At 52.3% G+C, this 17,884-nt stretch carries 16 protein-coding genes; 9 read left to right on the top strand and 7 right to left on the bottom strand.

Annotated elements, in window-relative coordinates; translation table 11 throughout:
* Window positions 1-101: 101 nt before the first annotated feature.
* Genes RIC19_RS07665 through lpxK form a run of 4 tightly spaced genes read right to left on the bottom strand, consistent with a single transcriptional unit; the run spans window position 102 to window position 4,226 of the window.
* A complete protein-coding gene (locus RIC19_RS07665) occupies window positions 102-758 on the bottom strand; it encodes an RNA polymerase sigma factor (protein ID WP_350177719.1) in 657 nt (218 codons plus the stop codon).
* Window positions 749-1,864 carry a glycosyltransferase gene (locus RIC19_RS07660; protein ID WP_350177718.1) on the bottom strand — a complete coding sequence of 372 codons (1,116 nt, stop codon included), beginning with the start codon at window positions 1,862-1,864 and terminating at the stop codon, window positions 749-751. Before RIC19_RS07660 ends, RIC19_RS07665 begins: the two co-directional genes overlap by 10 nt.
* Window positions 1,865-1,868: 4 nt before the next feature.
* Window positions 1,869-3,158: a 1-acyl-sn-glycerol-3-phosphate acyltransferase gene (locus RIC19_RS07655; RefSeq protein WP_350177717.1), complete on the bottom strand. Its 1,290-nt coding sequence runs from the start codon at window positions 3,156-3,158 to the stop codon at window positions 1,869-1,871.
* Entirely contained in the window at window positions 3,159-4,226 is a 1,068-nt protein-coding gene (gene lpxK / locus RIC19_RS07650) for a tetraacyldisaccharide 4'-kinase (protein ID WP_350177716.1), read from the bottom strand. It abuts the gene before it with no gap.
* A 24-nt stretch (window positions 4,227-4,250) separates the two neighbouring features.
* On the opposite strand from lpxK, the gene RIC19_RS07645 reads away from it, so the two are divergent.
* Complete coding sequence (locus RIC19_RS07645) at window positions 4,251-4,994, top strand: nucleotidyltransferase family protein (protein ID WP_350177715.1); 744 nt, start codon at window positions 4,251-4,253, stop codon at window positions 4,992-4,994.
* Window positions 4,995-5,017: 23 nt separating this feature from the next.
* Here RIC19_RS07645 and pyk read toward each other — a convergent pair whose 3' ends face one another.
* Window positions 5,018-6,451, bottom strand: coding sequence for a pyruvate kinase (pyk, locus tag RIC19_RS07640; RefSeq protein WP_350177714.1), 1,434 nt, complete (start codon window positions 6,449-6,451; stop codon window positions 5,018-5,020).
* A 358-nt stretch (window positions 6,452-6,809) separates the two neighbouring features.
* Between pyk and RIC19_RS07635 the strand changes: the two genes are divergently transcribed.
* From RIC19_RS07635 to RIC19_RS07600, 8 genes are all read left to right on the top strand, one after another.
* The gene (locus RIC19_RS07635) at window positions 6,810-7,049 is read left to right on the top strand and encodes an acyl carrier protein (protein ID WP_350177713.1); all 240 of its coding nucleotides are present in this window, start codon (window positions 6,810-6,812) and stop codon (window positions 7,047-7,049) included.
* A 216-nt stretch (window positions 7,050-7,265) separates the two neighbouring features.
* Window positions 7,266-8,513, top strand: a complete 1,248-nt coding sequence (fabF, locus tag RIC19_RS07630; RefSeq protein ID WP_350177712.1) for a beta-ketoacyl-ACP synthase II — start codon at window positions 7,266-7,268, stop codon at window positions 8,511-8,513.
* Between the two features lie 267 nt (window positions 8,514-8,780).
* Window positions 8,781-9,449: a ribonuclease III gene (rnc, locus tag RIC19_RS07625; RefSeq protein WP_350177711.1), complete on the top strand. Its 669-nt coding sequence runs from the start codon at window positions 8,781-8,783 to the stop codon at window positions 9,447-9,449.
* 11 nt (window positions 9,450-9,460) lie between these two features.
* Window positions 9,461-10,789: an SWIM zinc finger family protein gene (locus tag RIC19_RS07620; protein WP_350177710.1), complete on the top strand. Its 1,329-nt coding sequence runs from the start codon at window positions 9,461-9,463 to the stop codon at window positions 10,787-10,789.
* Between the two features lie 153 nt (window positions 10,790-10,942).
* Window positions 10,943-13,366 carry an OmpA family protein gene (locus RIC19_RS07615; RefSeq protein ID WP_350177709.1) on the top strand — a complete coding sequence of 808 codons (2,424 nt, stop codon included), beginning with the start codon at window positions 10,943-10,945 and terminating at the stop codon, window positions 13,364-13,366.
* 36 nt (window positions 13,367-13,402) lie between these two features.
* Window positions 13,403-13,909 carry a hypothetical protein gene (locus RIC19_RS07610; RefSeq protein ID WP_350177708.1) on the top strand — a complete coding sequence of 169 codons (507 nt, stop codon included), beginning with the start codon at window positions 13,403-13,405 and terminating at the stop codon, window positions 13,907-13,909.
* 143 nt (window positions 13,910-14,052) lie between these two features.
* Window positions 14,053-14,424 carry a TraR/DksA family transcriptional regulator gene (locus tag RIC19_RS07605; protein ID WP_350177707.1) on the top strand — a complete coding sequence of 124 codons (372 nt, stop codon included), beginning with the start codon at window positions 14,053-14,055 and terminating at the stop codon, window positions 14,422-14,424.
* Window positions 14,425-14,601: 177 nt separating this feature from the next.
* Window positions 14,602-15,330: a lipoprotein signal peptidase gene (locus RIC19_RS07600; protein ID WP_350177706.1), complete on the top strand. Its 729-nt coding sequence runs from the start codon at window positions 14,602-14,604 to the stop codon at window positions 15,328-15,330.
* Between the two features lie 110 nt (window positions 15,331-15,440).
* On the opposite strand, the gene RIC19_RS07595 is transcribed toward RIC19_RS07600, so the two are convergent.
* Together RIC19_RS07595 and RIC19_RS07590 are read right to left on the bottom strand one after the other, a co-directional pair.
* Window positions 15,441-15,764 carry an ArsR/SmtB family transcription factor gene (locus RIC19_RS07595; protein ID WP_350177705.1) on the bottom strand — a complete coding sequence of 108 codons (324 nt, stop codon included), beginning with the start codon at window positions 15,762-15,764 and terminating at the stop codon, window positions 15,441-15,443.
* A 205-nt stretch (window positions 15,765-15,969) separates the two neighbouring features.
* Complete coding sequence (locus RIC19_RS07590; RefSeq protein ID WP_350177704.1) at window positions 15,970-17,880, bottom strand: AAA domain-containing protein; 1,911 nt, start codon at window positions 17,878-17,880, stop codon at window positions 15,970-15,972.
* Window positions 17,881-17,884: the final 4 nt, after the last annotated feature.

Below are 17,884 nucleotides of genomic sequence, written 5' to 3'. Positions count from 1 at the left end.
GCAGGGCCGGCAGATGGGAAAGCGGAGGAAATTAACCTGCCGTACAGCATCTAGGCTGCACGACAGGGGATTTTTTGAAAACAGGGGGCAATCCCCTGCTCTTAGGCACGCTGACGCACCTGATCGATATAGGCGCTCGCGCCGGGCTGATCGAGCAGGTTGCTCAGGACTTCCTTTGCCCGGAAAAGTTGCGCTTTGACGGTGCCGAGCGGGATGTCCAGCTCGGTGGAGATTTCATCGTAGCTCATTTCCTCGAAGTAGCGCAGCTCAATCATCAGCCGGTACTTTTGGCTGAGGTGGCCCAGCAGCTCGCGCATCAGGCCCAGGCGCTGATTGCGGATGATCTCCTGCTCCGGGTCCAGGGTGTAGGACGGGATGTTGCTGGAGAAGTCGCTGCTGTTGTCGCCGTCCATTGGTTCATCGATAGAGAGTACCTGCAGGCGCTTGCGGCGGATGTGGTCAATACCATTATTAATGGCAATGCGGAACAGCCAGGTGCTGAAGGCGTAACGGGGCACGTAGCTCGATAGTTTGGAGAAAGCCTTGCCGAAGGCTTCGATGGTCAGGTCGTCTGCGTCTTCGCGGTTGTTGACCATCTTCAGCATCATGTGGTAAATCGGCGTACGGTAGCGGTTCATCAGCGTTTCGTAGGCGCGCTGATTGCCGCGGATGGCAGCCTTGACGATGCTGTAGTCGTCATTGCTTTTGGAAGAGGTGCTGGTCTGCTTTTGAGTCGGTTTTTGTACTGCTATGTCCATGGTTCCTTTGATTTGAAAAGCGCTGGCGCGAATATCAGGTAGTACAGGATATACAACGCATCGAACAAGGGAACCCAAAAAACAAGTGAGGGGTCTCGAAGCTTTCTCGTAATGAGGCCGTACATCGCCGTAACCACCACTATCCGTACCAGATAGTTAATGAATACGATGGTTTCCAAATTGTGAAATAGGATCAAGGCAAGACCCAGGATATAGTGCCCAAAGTGGCTCGCTGACAGTGCGCCCAGCAATAGCTGATGCACCGGGCGGTACCGGGTACCAGTGGATAAATGCCTCGATTTCTGGCGATAGTAGCCTCTCCAACTACTTTTGGCTTCAGAAAAGACGAATGTACCGGGCAATAGAATGACCCGGGTATTGTTAGGCGTAGCCACAGCGTTGATGAACAAATCATCGTCACCGGAGGTCACGTCCATGTGATCATCGAATCCACCTGCCTCACGAAACAAGTGTTTACGATAAATCAAATTACGCCCTACACCCATGTAGGGCATTCCAACGAATGCAAATGAAGTAAATTGGATGGTAGAATAAACCGTCTCAAAGCTAATGAAGGCATTGAGTATGCCTTTTTCACGAATGTAAGGGCTGTATCCTAAACCAATTTCGACCCTATCTCGAATGAATACTTGCATGTGCTCCAACCATTTGGAGCTTGCGGGTCGACAATCAGCGTCGGAAAGTAGAAGAATACTATTGTTTGCAGCTTTAATGCCCTCGCTTAAGGCTGCTTTTTTCCCACGACTTACTTTGGTAGTAAAATTAGCTACGCGCAAGTTGGGATTTTTTCTTTTAAATTCCAAAAGAATTTCCAAAGAATTATCGGAAGATGCATCGTTAACCACGATTACCTCGAAATCCGGATAGTCCTGAGCCAGGAAAAAGGGCAGGTTCTTCTGCAGGTTTTCGGCTTCATTATGCGCGCAGATGATAACCGAGACAGGCTCCGGCGGCCGCCTGGGCGGTGGGGGCTGCCGGTACAGCGCGAGCCTCGAAAACAGCCCCAGCCAGTACAGCAACTGTACAAAGGTGGCGGCTAGGAACAAGCCGAGCAGAAGGGGTTCAAGGGCTTCCGGGTAACCCATTTGATCAGGGATTGAGGTAATGCAGCGTGGCTTTGAGTAGTTGTGATCTTTCTTCTTGCAGCCCGGCCCAGTCCCTGATTCGTTTGGCACGTTGCCGGTGACGGCCCCTTTGGGCAAGTGGTTTCCACTTTAAGTACAACCACCCACTGAGCGGCAGGCTGAGCAGGTATAACCACCCTGCGCCCGGGCCGAGCCATGTGCCTACTGCCAGGGACTGCAAGGTGTAAAAGACCGGAAAAGTGAGCAGCCCGCAGAGGATTTGTACGGTCGCGGTATAGCCTACGTATAAGTCGAGCTTTTCGGAGGCGATTTTGGGCAGATAGCCGGGCAGTAGGTTGTTGAGCCAGCCATAGAGGGCAAAGGGGGCACCAAGTATAAGCGGTATCCAAAAAGCAGCTGTGTGGGGTGCGGCTACAGCCCTGTCTGTTGTTTGGGCCGACTCCAGCTTCGACCAGTATTGCTCCTGTTGCTGTAGGTAAGCCTCGCAGGTCTCTGCCGCTTCTTCCACCTGTTTGCGCCATTCGGCAATCCAGTCCTTAGTACGCTTAAAATGAGCAGCGCCACTCACCGGGAAGCTGTTGCGTAGCAGTGCTTCCGCGCGGAGCACAAGCGTATCTTCGGTTTTGTCTTTGGTATCAATCGTATGGTCGCGTATAGCCTGCTCCAAATCCTGAGTGAGCTGCCGGGCAGCGTTAATGATATCTTTTTGGTAAAGGTCAGCGTAATCCCTTGCCAGAATAGGAGGGGCGGCATTGACCGTCATACGGGACCGGAAACGGTTGGCATGATCGTAGGTCAGGCCTACCGGCAAAATCTGCAGATCGGTCTCGAAGTTTTGCTGGGCAGCTGCACCAAGCAGTATGCGCGCGGTACCGGTTTTGAAAGGGCGCACCCGCCGCTCCATATCACTGCCACCTTCGGGGGCGATGTACAGGCAGCCGCCATTACGGATAAACTGCTGGCTTTTACGGAAGGCATTAGCATTATTGATGGGCTTGCCCTTAGTGTCCTGCGGGCGTTCTACCGGGATGCAGTAAAAGGTGTTGAAAAACCAGTGGGTAAAGGGCGTTTGGAATAAGCTGGCATTGGCCAGAAAGTGGACCACCTTGGGCACCCTGCAGGCGGCGTTGAGGGGATCAAGCAGGGTGTTGGGGTGATTGGAAACCAGAATGCTGCCGCCCCGGTACCGGAGCCGGTCCAGGTTCAAGCGCGTGGCATTGGGGTAGTAAACCCGGAAAGAAATCTTGGTGACCAGTTTCAGAAACTGATAAATAAAGTAAAGAATGGGGTTCATCTACACCTGAAAGTTTAATAAGTATTGTTGGATGGTCTCATCAAAATCAGCTCCCTGCCCAAAGTGGAAGCGGACTTGCACCGGCAGGGCAAAAATGGGCAACTGATGCTCCCTTATATATTGGTGGTGGAGCTGCAGGCGCATGGCGTCTTTCTCTGTGGTGAGAATAGCCTTCTGCTTCGTCTCCATCTGGTCGAAATTGGCCTTGAGCTGGCCTATGTCGTACTTGGTAAAGTAGTGATGGTCCTCGTATTCCATGGCCTTGATGTAGTCCACCTTTTGCTCCAGGTAGTCCTCCAGGTAGTCCGTCCGGGCAATGGCGGAGATCAGGAGCACTTCCAGTTCCGGCGTAAACGACAGGCGGTAGCGGGGGTTCAGGATGAAGTACGGCTGCCCGTAATCGTAATAGGAAAAGTAGAGCTTCTGGTGGGGGAGGGGGTTGATCTCTTCCGTGAATGCGTCCCGTTCTGCTTCTGACAACTGCGGCGGGCATTTGCTGACAATAATGATATCCGCCCGCTCATAGGCCGAGCGCCACTCCCGGAGCCGCCCGGCGGGCAGCAGGTAGTCGCGGGTGAAAGGGTGGCTGTATTCGGTAAGAAGGATGTTCATACCGGGCTTGACCGAGCGGTGCTGGAAGGCATCGTCCAGCAGAATCGCCTTGGTTTCCGGCCGGCCCATCATGATTTTGGGAATAGCAAAGGTCCTGCTTTCGCAAACGGTGACCATGATATCCGGGAACTTGCGCTTGAATTGCAGAGGCTCATCTCCGGCCTGCTCGGCACTCATATCCGCATGCACTTCCAGATAGCCTTTGGTCTTGCGCCCATAGCCCCGGCTCAGGGTAGCGATATCAATATAGTCTTTGAGCAGGCGGATGAGGTACTCGATGTGCGGGCTCTTGCCGGCGCCCCCTACCGACAGGTTGCCTACGGAGAGGACGGGCAGGTTGAACTCCACGCCTTTTAGCACGCCCTGTTTGTACAAAAAGTCCCGTACACTGACCCCTATCCCGTAGAGGAAAGAAAAGGGGGCGAGTAGTATCTGTACTAGTTGTTTTTGTATCATAGTGGCTAAATTAAAAGAAATATCATGAAAGCGATGGTTTTCGCAGCCGGTCTGGGCACTCGTCTCCGCCCTTTAACTCATGACCGCCCTAAAGCACTGGTAGAAGTGGGGGGCTACACTTTACTGGAACTGGCGATCCGCCGGCTCCGGGCTTTTGGGTACGACGAAATTGTGGTGAATGTGCACCACTTTGCGGATCAGATTGAAGATCTACTGCAAAAGAATAACAATTTTGGGGCTACGGTCCATATTTCCGATGAACGCTTACAATTGCTGGACACAGGAGGCGGGCTGAAACAGGCTGCTCAATGGCTTAAGGGCGGCGCGTCCTTCCTGGTGCATAATGTGGACGTACTAACCAACCTGGACCTGCATGCCCTCAGGCGGGCGCATGAAGCAAGCGGGGCGCTCGCTACCCTTGCTGTACGTGAGCGGCAGACCTCACGTTACCTTTTGTTTGATGAAGCAGGGCTGCTTAGTGGCTGGGAAAATACAAAGACAGGCGAAAAGAAGATCAGCCGGGCGGTGCCTTCCGCAACCCCACTGGCCTTTAGCGGCATACAGTATATCCACCCCCGCTTATTCGATTATATGCCCGAACAGGAGGTGTTCTCCATTATTGGGGTATACCTGGATGCTGCCCGAACGGCGAAAGTAGCGGGGTTCCGGCACGATGATACGGACTGGCTGGACGTAGGAAAGCCAGATGCGCTTGAGCCGGCTGCCAAATTGGCGAAAGCCTTTGCCGCATCTGGCTTTAAGGGTTGAGCTCTTAGATTAGTGCCTCAACGTTATTCAACCGGCGTGATCTTCATCATATTAGTCCGGTGGCGCCGGTGGAGGGGCATACTACCGGTGTTGATGATCACATCGCCCGGCTTGACACGCCCTTCCCGCTTGAGGATTTCGGTAACGTCCGCAATCGTTTCGTCGGTGGTCGTGAAGCGGTCGTAGTAGAAACAGCGTACACCCCAAACGAGGTTGAGGGTAGCCAGCATGTGCATACGGTCCGAGAAGATGTAGATATCTGTTCTGGGCCGGTAGCTCGATACTTTGAAGGCCGTGTAGCCGGAGCTTGTCATGCCAATGATTGCTTTGGCGTTGACCTGCATCGCTGTTTGTGCCGCATTGAAGCAGATGACATCAGAGTGGAAGGTCCGCGTTTTCGGGGTTGCCACCGGGCGGCGGTCCTTGAAGTTGTAGTGCGTCTCCGCTTCCTCGATGATCTTGTTCATGGCTTCGACAACCTTCACGGGGTGCTTGCCCACTGAGGTTTCCCCGCTCAGCATTACTGCATCCGCACCATCCAATACCGCATTGGCCACATCTGTGATCTCTGCCCGGGTAGGGCTGGGGTTAGTGATCATACTGTCCATCATCTGTGTCGCTACAATCACCGGGCGTGCCCGCTGAATGCACTTGGCGATAATGTCCTTCTGAATGAGCGGCAGGCGCTCCATGGCGACCTCGATACCCAAGTCACCCCGGGCGACCATGATACCATTAGAATGCTTGATGATTTTGTCGATCCGTTCTACGGCTTCCGGTTTTTCAACCTTAGCGATGATTTTGGCAGGGTGGTTTTTCGCTTCGATGCGTCTGCGTAGGTCTTTCAGGTCTTTGGGGTGCCGTACGAAGGACAGCGCAATCCAGTTGACCGGCTGTGTGAGGATGAACTCCAGGTCGACCAGGTCTTTCTCGGTAAGAGAAGGGAGGGATATTTTGGTATTGGGGAGGTTGACCCCTTTGTTGGAAGAAAGGGTGCCCCCGAACAGAGTCTTGAGTTTTACAGTATCCTCCCGGTTGGATTCAAGGACTTCAAAGACCAACTTGCCATCATCCACGAGTACGCGCTCACCGATCTTCACGTCCCTGGCGAAGCTCTCGTAGCTCATGTAGATTTTCTCCATGGTGCCCACGCACTTCTCATTGACGAGGGTGATGATATCCCCTTCTTTGAGCTCCAGGGCGTTGTCCTTGATCTTGCCTACACGGAGTTTTGGGCCCTGCAGGTCAGCCAGGATGCTAATGTGGAGATTGTACTTCTCGTTAATATAAGTAATATGGTCAATGACCTTCTGATGGTCTTGGTGGGTGCCGTGGGAAAAATTGAGACGGAATACGTCCACACCCGTTTTGACCAATTCCAGCAATTGATTGGAGCTGCTACAGGCCGGGCCTACGGTGGCTACAATTTTAGTATTTTGATGGTCAACGACTTTCATGCGCCTGGTAATTTTTTTAATTGGGTGTAATTGTGTTTGGTGCGGACTAAGTGTAAATCTTACAATAATCCTAAATGTAAAAGTACGCTAATCCTTATAATTAACAAACTGCCTTTACGTAAAACCCACTAGCAAATGGGAGTTGAGCCTTATATTATGCGGTTAGCATTGGATAGTGGCAGTCTCCGGGAAAAGGGAAAATCATAGCCCAAACATAGTAGGGAATCGGCTGGAATTCAGCAATAGCACGGCGTTTCGGGAGTTCAGAGGGGCAACTTTTTTTTGAAAAACTTTGGTTGTCAGGGTTCTTCTACGTTTCTTTGCATCGCAATTGTAAACCAATAAAGCGAATTCACTTATGTCTAGCATTGCAGAAAGAGTTAATAAGATCATCGTTGACAAATTAGGTGTTGACGAATCAGAGGTGAACCCGGATGCAAACTTCACGAACGATCTGGGGGCCGACTCTCTGGACACCGTGGAGCTCATTATGGAGTTCGAAAAGGAGTTCGATATTGCTATTCCAGACGAACAGGCAGAGGCGATCCAAACGGTTGGCCAGGCTGTTTCTTACCTGGAGTCACAAGTCAAAGCGTAATAGCATCCGCTATCACCGGAGTTAAAAGTATACAAGTTAGGGGCTTTCTTTAGAAAGTCCCTGATTTGTATTTTTGCACCTTATTTTAATAGTGTGTTTCAAACCTCCCGGATACCAATTCTCTATCCCAAAATAAGGCGCAAATTCCAACCAAGCAGTAACACTGGCATAATTTAGCAGCTGCACCAGGAGGCTGGAACCAAATCAAATGAAGCCATGAAAAGGGTTGTCGTAACAGGACTAGGAGCAGTAACCCCCATCGGAAACTCAATTAGCGAATACCTCGAGGGCTTGCAAAGCGGCTTGAGCGGAGCTAATCTTATTACCCATTTTGATGCTTCCCTATTCAAAACTCAATTTGCCTGCGAACTTAAGGACTTTAACCCTCAGGAAAAAGTAGACCGCCGCGAATTGCGCCGTATGGACGACTTTACGGTCTACGCCATGTACAGCGTCGCAGAGGCTATGGAAACATCGGGCATCGATGTAGAGAAAATTGATGCTGACCGGGCGGGCGTGATTTGGGGGTCTGGTATCGGTGGGCTGGCTACCCTGGAAAAAGAGATTGAAGAACACATCATGGGCAACGGTACCCCGCGGTACAACCCGTTCATGATCCCTAAAATGATCTCGGATATTGCAGCGGGGCTGATTTCTATCAGGTATGGGTTCCGGGGCGCAAATTTCGCCACCGTTTCAGCCTGTGCATCCTCTTCTCATGCTATCGGCACGGCATTCGACTACATCCGCCTCGGGCGGCAGGATATCGTGATCACCGGTGGCTCTGAAGCTACCGTAACCAAAACGGGTGTTGGCGGCTTTAATGCCATGAAAGCCCTCTCTACCCGTAACGACGATTACAAAACAGCCTCCCGCCCATTTGACGCAGACCGCGACGGCTTCGTTCTCGGGGAAGGCGCGGGCGCAATCGTGCTCGAAGAGCTGGAGCATGCCAAAAAACGGGGTGCCACGATCTACGCCGAATTGGTAGGTGCCGGTGCTACTGCGGATGCCCACCACATCACCGCACCACATCCCGAAGGCCTCGGTGCCGGTAATGTTATGCGGATCGCTCTCGCCGATGCCGGGCTTAACCCGGAAGATATTGATTACATCAACGTGCATGGCACGTCTACCCCACTTGGGGATATTGCAGAGGTGAAAGCCATTCAGCAAGTCTTTGGCGAACACGCCTATGGTTTGAATATCAGTTCTACAAAGTCCATGACCGGGCACCTGCTTGGTGCAGCGGGAGCGGTGGAATCTATTGCAGGAATCCTGGCGATACAACATGGTTTTATCCCGCCAACGATCAACCATTTTACGGATGACCCTGAGCTGGATGCCAAACTGAACCTGACCTTCAACGAGGCACAGGAACGGGAAGTTAAAGCCATTCTGAGCAATACCTTTGGCTTTGGAGGGCACAATTCCTCTGTGATATTTAAGAAGTACGAAGATTAGGCCCATCTGCGCCTGGGGGATTTGATTCCCCAAACGCAGGCGAGCCTCTTTAAGGGTTGTAGCTGGTCGTTCGCCGCATTTTCTGAGCGCACTTCCGGGTTGTAGCCCTCTTGTATTGGGTGAGTAGAGCGGATGCCGGTTTTTTGCCAGCAACCGCCCTGCTCTTTGGATAACAATATCTTTTCACAAAACACTAAAGTTTTGTTGCGGCTCGTATTCAGGTTTTATAACCTTTTTCTATCCAAGGATAAGGGATTTGCTCGCCGCTTGCGGCAGCTTATCGGCTTCACGCCCGCCAACATGGGTATTTTCCGGTTGGCGTTTTCTCACAAGTCTTCTTCATCCGAGAAGCCCTACGCAGTACAAAACAACGAACGCCTGGAGTACCTGGGCGACGCGGTCTTGGGTACTATCGTAGCAGAGTACCTCTTCAAAAAGTACCCCAATAGCGATGAAGGTTTTCTAACCAAAATGCGCTCAAAGATCGTAAAGCGCAAATCCCTCAACCTCATCGGCGATAAGATGGGGCTCGATATGTTGCTCTCGGAGTACAATCAGACCCGCCTTAGCCGCTCCATGTTGGGCAATGCCGTCGAAGCACTCGTCGGTGCCGTCTATCTGGAAAAAGGCTACGTCGGCACCAAACGCTTCGTGGTCGATAGAATCCTGCGTAATTATGTTGATGTGCACGAGCTGGAAACCATAGACGATAACTACAAAAGCCAGCTGCTGGAGTGGTGCCAGAAAAACGGGCAAACCGTAGCCTATAAATTACTGGCGCGGTACAAGTTCGAAAAACGCGACCGCTTCAAAGTGGCCGTTATGGTCAATGGGAAAAAGGTGGCTACTGCGGACGACTTTAACAAGAAAAGTGCCGAGCAAACCGCCTCCGAAAAGGCCATGCACACTATGGGGATTCTTGAAGCGGAAGATTAATCAGTTTAAATTTGAGCTGGACCTACGCTACCCTGCAAGCCTATGCACCGAATGCACTCGTGCTCAACCGGGCACGGGCGCTCTTCTATGGCCGTAGGTGGGAATGGACCGCTTCTGACGGCGATGCCCTATGGGGGCTCTGCAAATCTACCGGAGAGCTGTCCTACCCGGTCCTGGTGACCCTCGATGGTAAAGCCTTCCACTGTACTTGTAAGAACCGCTACCGGCCTTGTCAGCACGTCCTCTCTTTATTGCTTTTCTTCCTGCGCAAAAACGATCAGATTACGCCCACGGACGAGCGCCCGGAATGGGTACGCGCTGCTATCCGGCAGCCCGAAGCCCGAAAGGCGGACGTGATAGATGCCGCACAGCAGGAAGCCCGCCTGGCTAAACGTATCGAAGAGATGAAGGCCGGAGTAGAGGAACTGGATCAATGGCTGCGCGACCTGGTGCGGCAGGGGCTCTCCAGTATAGAGACTGCCGGGCCTGAGTTTTGGGAGCGCATCGCTGCCCGTATGGTGGATGCAAAGTTGGGCAGCGTCGCCCGTCGTATCCGTAGTTTTCCCAATCTTCTTGTTCAGGAGCAGTGGCACGATGAGCTACTCGGTGCGTTGTCAGAGCTGTACCTTTTTGTTCAGAGCTTTCGGCAGTTAGAGGGCCTGCCCGCAGCCCTGCAAGAAGAACTGCTGTCTTACGGGGGCGTCAATATCAAAAAGGAGGAAGTCCTGGAAGAGCCTTCCGTTTCAGACCGGTGGCTGGTGGTGGGACTGGTAGAGGGAGAAGAGGAAAAACTCCGGTACCGCCGCACCTGGCTGGTAGGCGAGCAGACCGGGCGCTTTGCGCTGATCCTGGATTTTGTCTGGGGCAACGGCCGGTTTGATGGGAACTGGGTACTGGGTAGCGCCTTGCAGGGCGAGCTGGTCTTTTATCCTGGTACCTATCCGCTACGGGCGTTGTTGAAACGGGCACAGCCCTACCGCCAACCCATGAATGATATCAGCCTCACGGCGGGCGGACAGGAAATGCTGCAGGGGTACGCTCAGGCGCTTGCCCAAAACCCCTGGTTATCCGGTTATCCGGTGCTGCTGGGGCAGGTTCAGGCCGTGTGGCGGTCCGGAGAGGTGGTGTTGCTTGACGCCCGCCAAATGGAAATCCCGGTACAAACGGAAGGTGAACATCAATGGGTGCTCTATGCGGTCAGCGCTCGCGAACCGGTTACGGTTTTTGGAGAATGGAACGGCAAAGCACTGAGGGCGCTGTCGGTCTTGGGTAGTGGTCGGGTAGTCCAATTACAGGGGCCACCACCTTCTGCTTTTGATGAAGCGGACGATTTAGAGTAAAACCGAGCATTACTTTTGGGTGTTTTATCGTCATAAGAGGTAAGAGGGCCATACAAACCGGCTGAATGCATTGAGCATACGGTCATATCAGGGCTCCATTGAATGGAATACCCGGCCTTGTCCTTTTCAAGCCGTGTCATACACCTGAATATTATGAAAAATCCCTTCCTTTCGCTTTTAACCTTAATTGTTACAGGCTGTTGTGCCGTGGCTTCAATAGCTCAGGGCACACTGCAGGAGGTCGTTAATACCCGTTATGACGAAAGCTACCCGGTTGTCAACATACAGGGAGATGCGCTTTACTTTGCCCGCTTTGGCCACCCCAGTAATCGGGGCGAACAAAATGCCAGTGATGTTTGGGCGACCTATAAATCCGACGACGGGGTATGGGCTAAACCAGTCAACGTTGGTGCACCGGTCAATACAAAAGCCGAAGAGTGGCCGCTGAGCCTGAATACTTCCGGTAAACAGCTGCTCGTTTACGCAGCGGGCAAAAGCCAGTTGCAGTCCTTCCGGCAAACCGGCCGTTTTTGGAACCTGTCGAATACCCAGCACTTACAAGGTGGGCATGCGAGTGTCCCGGACGCTTTCTTCCAGATTGCACAGGATAACCACCACCTGATTAGCGTATTGCCCCAAAAGGCAAACCCGGCTCATAAAGACCTCCACCTCAGCACACGTACCCAAGCCACCGAGTGGAGTGTTCCACAGGCGTTGCCTCAAACGGTCAACAGCCCTTCTGATGAGCAAAGTGCCTACCTGGCCCCTGATAACCGGACGCTCTATTTTGCTTCTAATCGGCCGGGTGGCTTTGGGGGCTACGATTTGTATATGACCAAACGGAAAGGGGCGGACTGGTACACCTGGAGTACGCCCGTCAACCTCGGGCCGGGCATCAACACCAAAGCCGATGAGCTATTCATTAGTGTGCCAGCTGCAGGGTCGCCTGCTTTTATTGCCCGTCGTCCGGTAGGGAGCGATATGGATATCCTGCAATTGGATATGCCTGAGCGCTTACGCCCTGTAGCTCTGCGCCTGGTGAACGGAGTAGTGCAGGTTGACCGCCAGAGTTTGGTTGGAGAAGCGGAAGTCCGCCTGGAAAATACCGGTGAAGGGCGGGTAGTGCAGATGGCTGAAGTAGAAGCAGACGGCACCTACAGCTTGCTCCTACCTGCAGAAGAAACAGGTGTGGTTTTTGCAGACCTGCCGGGATACTTCCCGGTGGTACAGCCAGTGCAGTCATTTGGAGTGGAGATGGTAGCCAATGCCATGGCTTCAAATGATCAGACCGCTGTAATCTCCCAGCAGGAAGCGGATATCCGGTCGCTTCATTTGCACCTCGAGCGGCTGGACAGTGAGCTGAACGGACTCCGGCAGCAGCGGCAGGAAGCCCTCAATGCCATGCGGGCTCATAATTACGAAGCAGACCTCCCGCTGTCTTCCGATCCGGAAATCGAAGCGCTGCGCCACCGGTACCGGTATTTTACGGAAGTTGCGGCTCATCAGGATACCCTGCCGGATAATGAGTACGATGAAGCCGCCGATACCGAACGGGAGCTGGCGGATATGCAGGCGCGCTTTAAAAGATACTACGTCCATGAGAAGTCACGTCAGGAGGCCCAATCGGAAATTAAGGAAGGCGACCGGCACCTCTGGGAAGAGCAGCCTACCTTTGAAGAGCTACAGGCACAGGCAAAATCAGAATTGGAAGAAGCGATCATCCCTGAAGTAGAAAAACGTTTGATTCAGGATATGGAGGTGCCCATTTCAGTGGAACCCAGCCCGGCCCTGACAGAATCGGAGCGTACCGCATTGGAGCAAAAAGCCCGGCAACTGCAGTCTCAGATTAAGGAGGGGCTGGCCGGTACGGACCCTTCAACACCTGACTGGGTCGCGAAAGGAGGCTTCCAACAGCCTGAAACGGAGCCCGAAGCCTGGGAGGACCAGGTTCTGGATGGGCTGAAAGAGGCGATGCACGATGAGGTAGAGCAGGCCCTTAAACCGCAGTTGGAGGCCAGGGTTTATGATCTGGTCGAGACTGACGGGCAGTATCAGGTCAAAAAGCTGGAGCGCTCTATGGTCCGGAAAAAGTTGGATCAAAAAATTGCCCAGCAACTGTCTGCTGAACCCGCCTCACAGGTAGCTGCCGAGCCGGACGCAGTGGCTCCACTAGTGCCTGCGCCACCGGCTACGCCTTCGCGTTACGAAGAAGTACAGCAGGACCTCTTGCTCATCCCTGCGGAAGTGGGCCGGAATATACCGCTCAACAGCGTAGCCTTTGACGCCGGGACAGACCGGTTGCAGCCTGCCGCTTACCCCGAACTCAATCGGCTGCTGGCTTTTCTCAATCAGCACCCGGGGCTTGTTGTGGAAGTGGGCGCGCACGTTGGCAGTCAGTATTCTTATGCCAAAGCCCTTGACCTGACCGATCATCGGGCTAAAGTGGTAGCGGCTTTTCTGATTGGTAATGGCATTGACCCTGACCGCCTGCTGAGTAAAGGATACGGAAAAGCATTCCCGAAACCGAATCCTGCCTTTTCAGAACGTCTCGAAATACGTATCATTGGTCAAAATTAAGAGGCGTCCATTGTGGAGCCTGAAAACCTATCTCATATGCAGTTGATTTCTGAAGATGTAATTGATCAGGTGGTGGAAGAGCTGGAGAGTCAGCCTGATGCTCACGAGCAGGGGCTCGAAGCGATGCAACAGGAGCAGCCTGTCTTACTGGCTTACCCCTTTACTGAAAATTTTGAAGCCTTCACGGTGGAGGAGCGCGAATACTTCCTCTTTCTGATGCTGGTGGTTTGGAAGGCTGTCCGCAAGTACAGAGAGGCGTCTGTTCCGGTTGATGAAAACGACCTGAGCGAAGCGGAAGAAGCCAACTGGGCCATTATACAAAGCAAGGGAGGCAGTGATTTCAGGTCACGGCTTGACCCTTTCTTTGAGGGTTACCCACAGGAAGACCTCCTGGCCTTTGCAGAAGACGCTCTCACGCAGGACGATGAAGACACAGAAGCCCTTGTCTCCCGCGAGGGGCAGGAGGCCCTCTTCGTTAGCTTGAAAACAGTCATCGACTGCCTCATTGGTTACAAGGGTGTTTTTCCGGTCAAAAGCAAATAATATATCCTGGTGGAAAATCAATTTAATTATTCGTATTTTTGCAGCCTGTTTTAGAGAAATAATTATTCTGGCAGGTCCTGGTTATTGGCAGAGCTCGGGCCTGGTCAGGCATTAATGTGCTTCATATTAAACTGCAACTTGTTATGAATCAAAATGCGGAAAAAACACGCTATTCAGATGGAGAACTGGAAGAGTTCCGCGTGCTTATCCAGGGAAAACTGGACAAGGCAAAAAAAGAGCTGGACTTTTACCTCGATCAACTTTCTGAAATGGCAGATAACCCTGATGCAAAAGTTAAAGGACTGGATGACGGCATCGGAACCGCTGAGAATGAACGCCTTACGAATATGGCATCCCGTCAGCGAAAGCTTATTCAGCACTTGGAGAATGCCCTTATCCGTATCCAAAACAAGGCATATGGCGTTTGCCGGGAAACAGGCAAACTGATCTCTAAGGAGCGCCTGCGCGCAGTGCCCCATGCTACATTAAGCATCAAGGCCAAGATGAGCCGATAGGGTTTTCCCTTTGGCAACTTAGAAAAAGTCCTCCTTTGCAGCCCGCAGAGGAGGACTTTTTTACGAAAGCCCGCAAACCTAAAAATCCATACAGACGTTATTATTCCGGTTATTAGAAATTATGAGCCGCGCTTCTGTCACACAGCTAATTGCAGAACACACTGAAATAACAGCATCTTGAAGAAATCAGCCGTCATTATTTTCGTCGTTCTCCTGGTCCTCGTTATTGATCAGACGCTCAAAATTTGGATCAAGACCCACATGGAATACGGGGAAGAGTTTGCTATACTCGGGCTCGACTGGGCGCGTATCCATTTTGTTGAGAACAACGGTATGGCTTTTGGCCTCTCCCTGGGCGGGGAGTACGGGAAGCTGGCGCTCAGTTTGTTCAGGATTTTGGCGGTGGGGTTCCTGGTGTATTACCTCCGCCTGCTGTTGAAGTCCAGTACCTCTTTAGGGCTGATGATTAGTTTTGCGCTGATCCTGGCTGGAGCTTTGGGCAATATCCTGGACAGTGCCTTCTACGGGCTTATCTTTTCCGCCAGCCATTTTCACGGTGGCGTGGCAACGCTTTTTCCGGAAGGCGGTGGGTACGCCGGCTTTCTGCATGGTAAAGTCGTGGATATGCTGTACTTTCCCCTTGTCGACAGCATCCTTCCGGAATGGGTGCCTTTCTGGGGTGGAGAGCGCGTGATGTTCTTTAAGCCGGTCTTTAATATTGCGGATACGGCCATCACCGTAGGCGTTACGATCATCCTTATTTTTCAGCGTAGCTTTTTTCAGGAATTATCGGAAGACCAAAGCGAGGTATCCGGGGACGATACCGCAATGGAAGCGCCGCTTGCTCCTGATTCCACTGCCCCTGAAACGAAGGACCTTGATCGGGGCTACCCCACGCATCCTTAGAGATGCCTATGTTGAACTCCAAGCATGCTCTTAGCAAAAGGGACAAAAAAATAAGGCCGTACAAAATGCACGGCCCTATTTTTTCTGTAACTGTTGCCTGGAAGTCAACTTTACTTTTGTAACACCTTTGAGTTTTCCAGAAAGCGCTTAACGGCTTCAACGGTACCGCCTACTTTATCGTAGTTGATACTGTAGTGGATGTACTTGCCATCCCGCTCAGTGTCCACAAGCCCGGCAATGCGGAGGATGCGGAGGTGCTGTGATGTAATAGACTGCTCGAGACCAAGTGTATTGTAAATCTTGTTTACGTTGATCTCTGTGTTGCGGTCAATGAATTCCAGAATTTTCATGCGCAACGGATGAGCTATTGCCCGCAGAGTCTCAGCCGAGACCTGCAAGCGCTCATGGTTGACGCTCACTTTTGCTTCTCTCATAGTACGTTTCTTGAAGTATGTTTTTGATAGCACTCTACATTGGGAGCATTTGCTTGTAATACACCGTTTTCACAAGAGTTTAACGCGTATCACTTATGCAAATATGCGTTTTTTTATTATCTTTAGCAAGAGAATACGTCAAAAATATACCGTTTCTTTAAAAAAATGTACCGCTCCTTTGAAAAAAACCACCGCTTCCTGATTTTCAATCTGCCGTTCTCATGTATTCCCACGCCGTTTGGTACATGCCTTTCTGCTCGCAGTAGCTCAGGAAATCCCCGTAAAACCGGTCTCCACCGATAGTGGCGCTGTCCCCCACAATGATCAACTGCTTTCTCGCGCGGGTCATCGCCACATTCATGCGGCGGTAATCTTTAAGAAATCCAATTTCCCCTTTTGCATTAGACCGCACCATTGAAATGTAAACCACGTCCCGTTCTTGCCCCTGGAATCCATCGATGGTATTAATGGTAAGAGGGAGGGGTTGCAGGGCCGGGTCTTCTTCCACCATTTGTTCCATATGTACCACTTGTTCCCGGTAGGGCGAGATGATGGCTATGGAGGGTAATGCATCGGGGTGGAAAGCGTCCTTAAGCTGGTAGAGGTGTTCCCTGAGGATGAGAAACTCCTCGGGATTGTACCGGCTCTTGTACTTGGGGTGTATCTTCTCTTCGAATCCGCAGCCTGCCGTATCAATAAAAACGAGGGGGTGGTCTGCTTCCGCATCTATGCGGTGGGCTTTCACGGCCGGTGCCGCTTGTAACTGCTGATTGTAAAAGACCTTATTGGAAAAAGCCATGATGTGCTCGTTCATGCGGTATTGCACATTGAGGAGGTTGACCTCGGGCAGGCGGTTGAGGAGCTTTTCAATTAGCGTAGTGCTGAACCCTTTTCGGGCAGCGTCCTGCGATTTTATGGTTGGGGGCAGCTGGAAAGGATCGCCCATGAAAATGACGCGGGATGCGCGGGCAATAGGAATCCAGGTGGCGGGCTCAAGCGCCTGTGCCGCTTCGTCAATAAAGACGGTCCGGAACTTCCGATTGTTGAGGATATCATTGGAGGTGCCCACGAGTGTTGCGGCAATAACCTGCGAGCCATCCAGGATTTGCTCAATCAGGCGGTCTTCCAGTTGGCGGGCCCAGGCGGCAAGTTCACGGGCCTCCTGGTAGTTTTGATTCCGGGCAGCACGTTCCTGATGCCCAAAGTTGCGCTTGTATTTTTGAGCGTTCCTGCGGGCTTCAGCGGCCTGTATCTTTACTTTTTTGATGTTCTTAGCCTCCGGGTGGTCCGCCAGTTTCATTTCCAGCGTATGCCGGATGACGGCTTCATCTACCCGTGAGATATTCCCGATCCGGGTAACGTTGAGCCCTTCTGCAGCGATGCGCTCCACGAGGAGGTCGACGGCGGTATTGCTGGGTGCCGTGACCAGGATGTTGTGCTCCTGCTCTGCAAGCCGTTTGACCGCCTGTACCAGGGTGGTGGTCTTGCCGGTACCGGGCGGGCCATGTACCACCGCAACATCCTGTGCCGAGAGCATCTGATTGATGGCCTGGTTTTGGGAGTCGTTGAGCTGTGGGTGGGCGTAGGGCACGTTGACTTGGGAGAAGCGGGCAGGTTGAATGCCCAGCAAGATGTTGCGCAGCTCCGGCAGACGGCCTTTTTTGGCCTCCTGTACGGTTTTGAGCGCCTTTTCCATCTCCTTGTAGGTGCGGTCGTCAAAAAGCAGGTCCACACCGATGAGCCCCATACCGATCCAATCGGGCAGGTCTTTGCTATTGAGAATGACCTGCATCCGGCTTTTGTTGACATAGTTGACCACGCCGGTACGCTCGGGCTTGTTGGCGCCGGCCTGCTGCGTAAAGAAGTTGACCACCATGCCCGCACGGAAGTGGTGCGGTACATGCTCCTGTGTTTCCCTGGAAAGGGTTACAAAAGCCCGGTCACCGTAGGTATAACCGGTCTTGAGCACCTGAACAGGGTACCAGGCGTAGCCATTATCACGCCGCTCTGTGAGGGGCAGCCGTTGTATCCTGGACTTAAATTGTTCCAGGTCTTCCTCTTTTTCCAGCTGTAGCAGTTCTGCCAGCTTATCAAATTCTTCCAGTGCTTTAGCCATGTTC

It is taken from the genome of Phaeodactylibacter sp. (assembly GCF_040219495.1).
Classification (GTDB): Bacteria; Bacteroidota; Bacteroidia; order Chitinophagales; family Saprospiraceae; genus Phaeodactylibacter.
The sequence above is the reverse complement of the archived record's forward strand: the minus strand, read 5'-3'. Positions and strand labels throughout refer to the sequence as shown.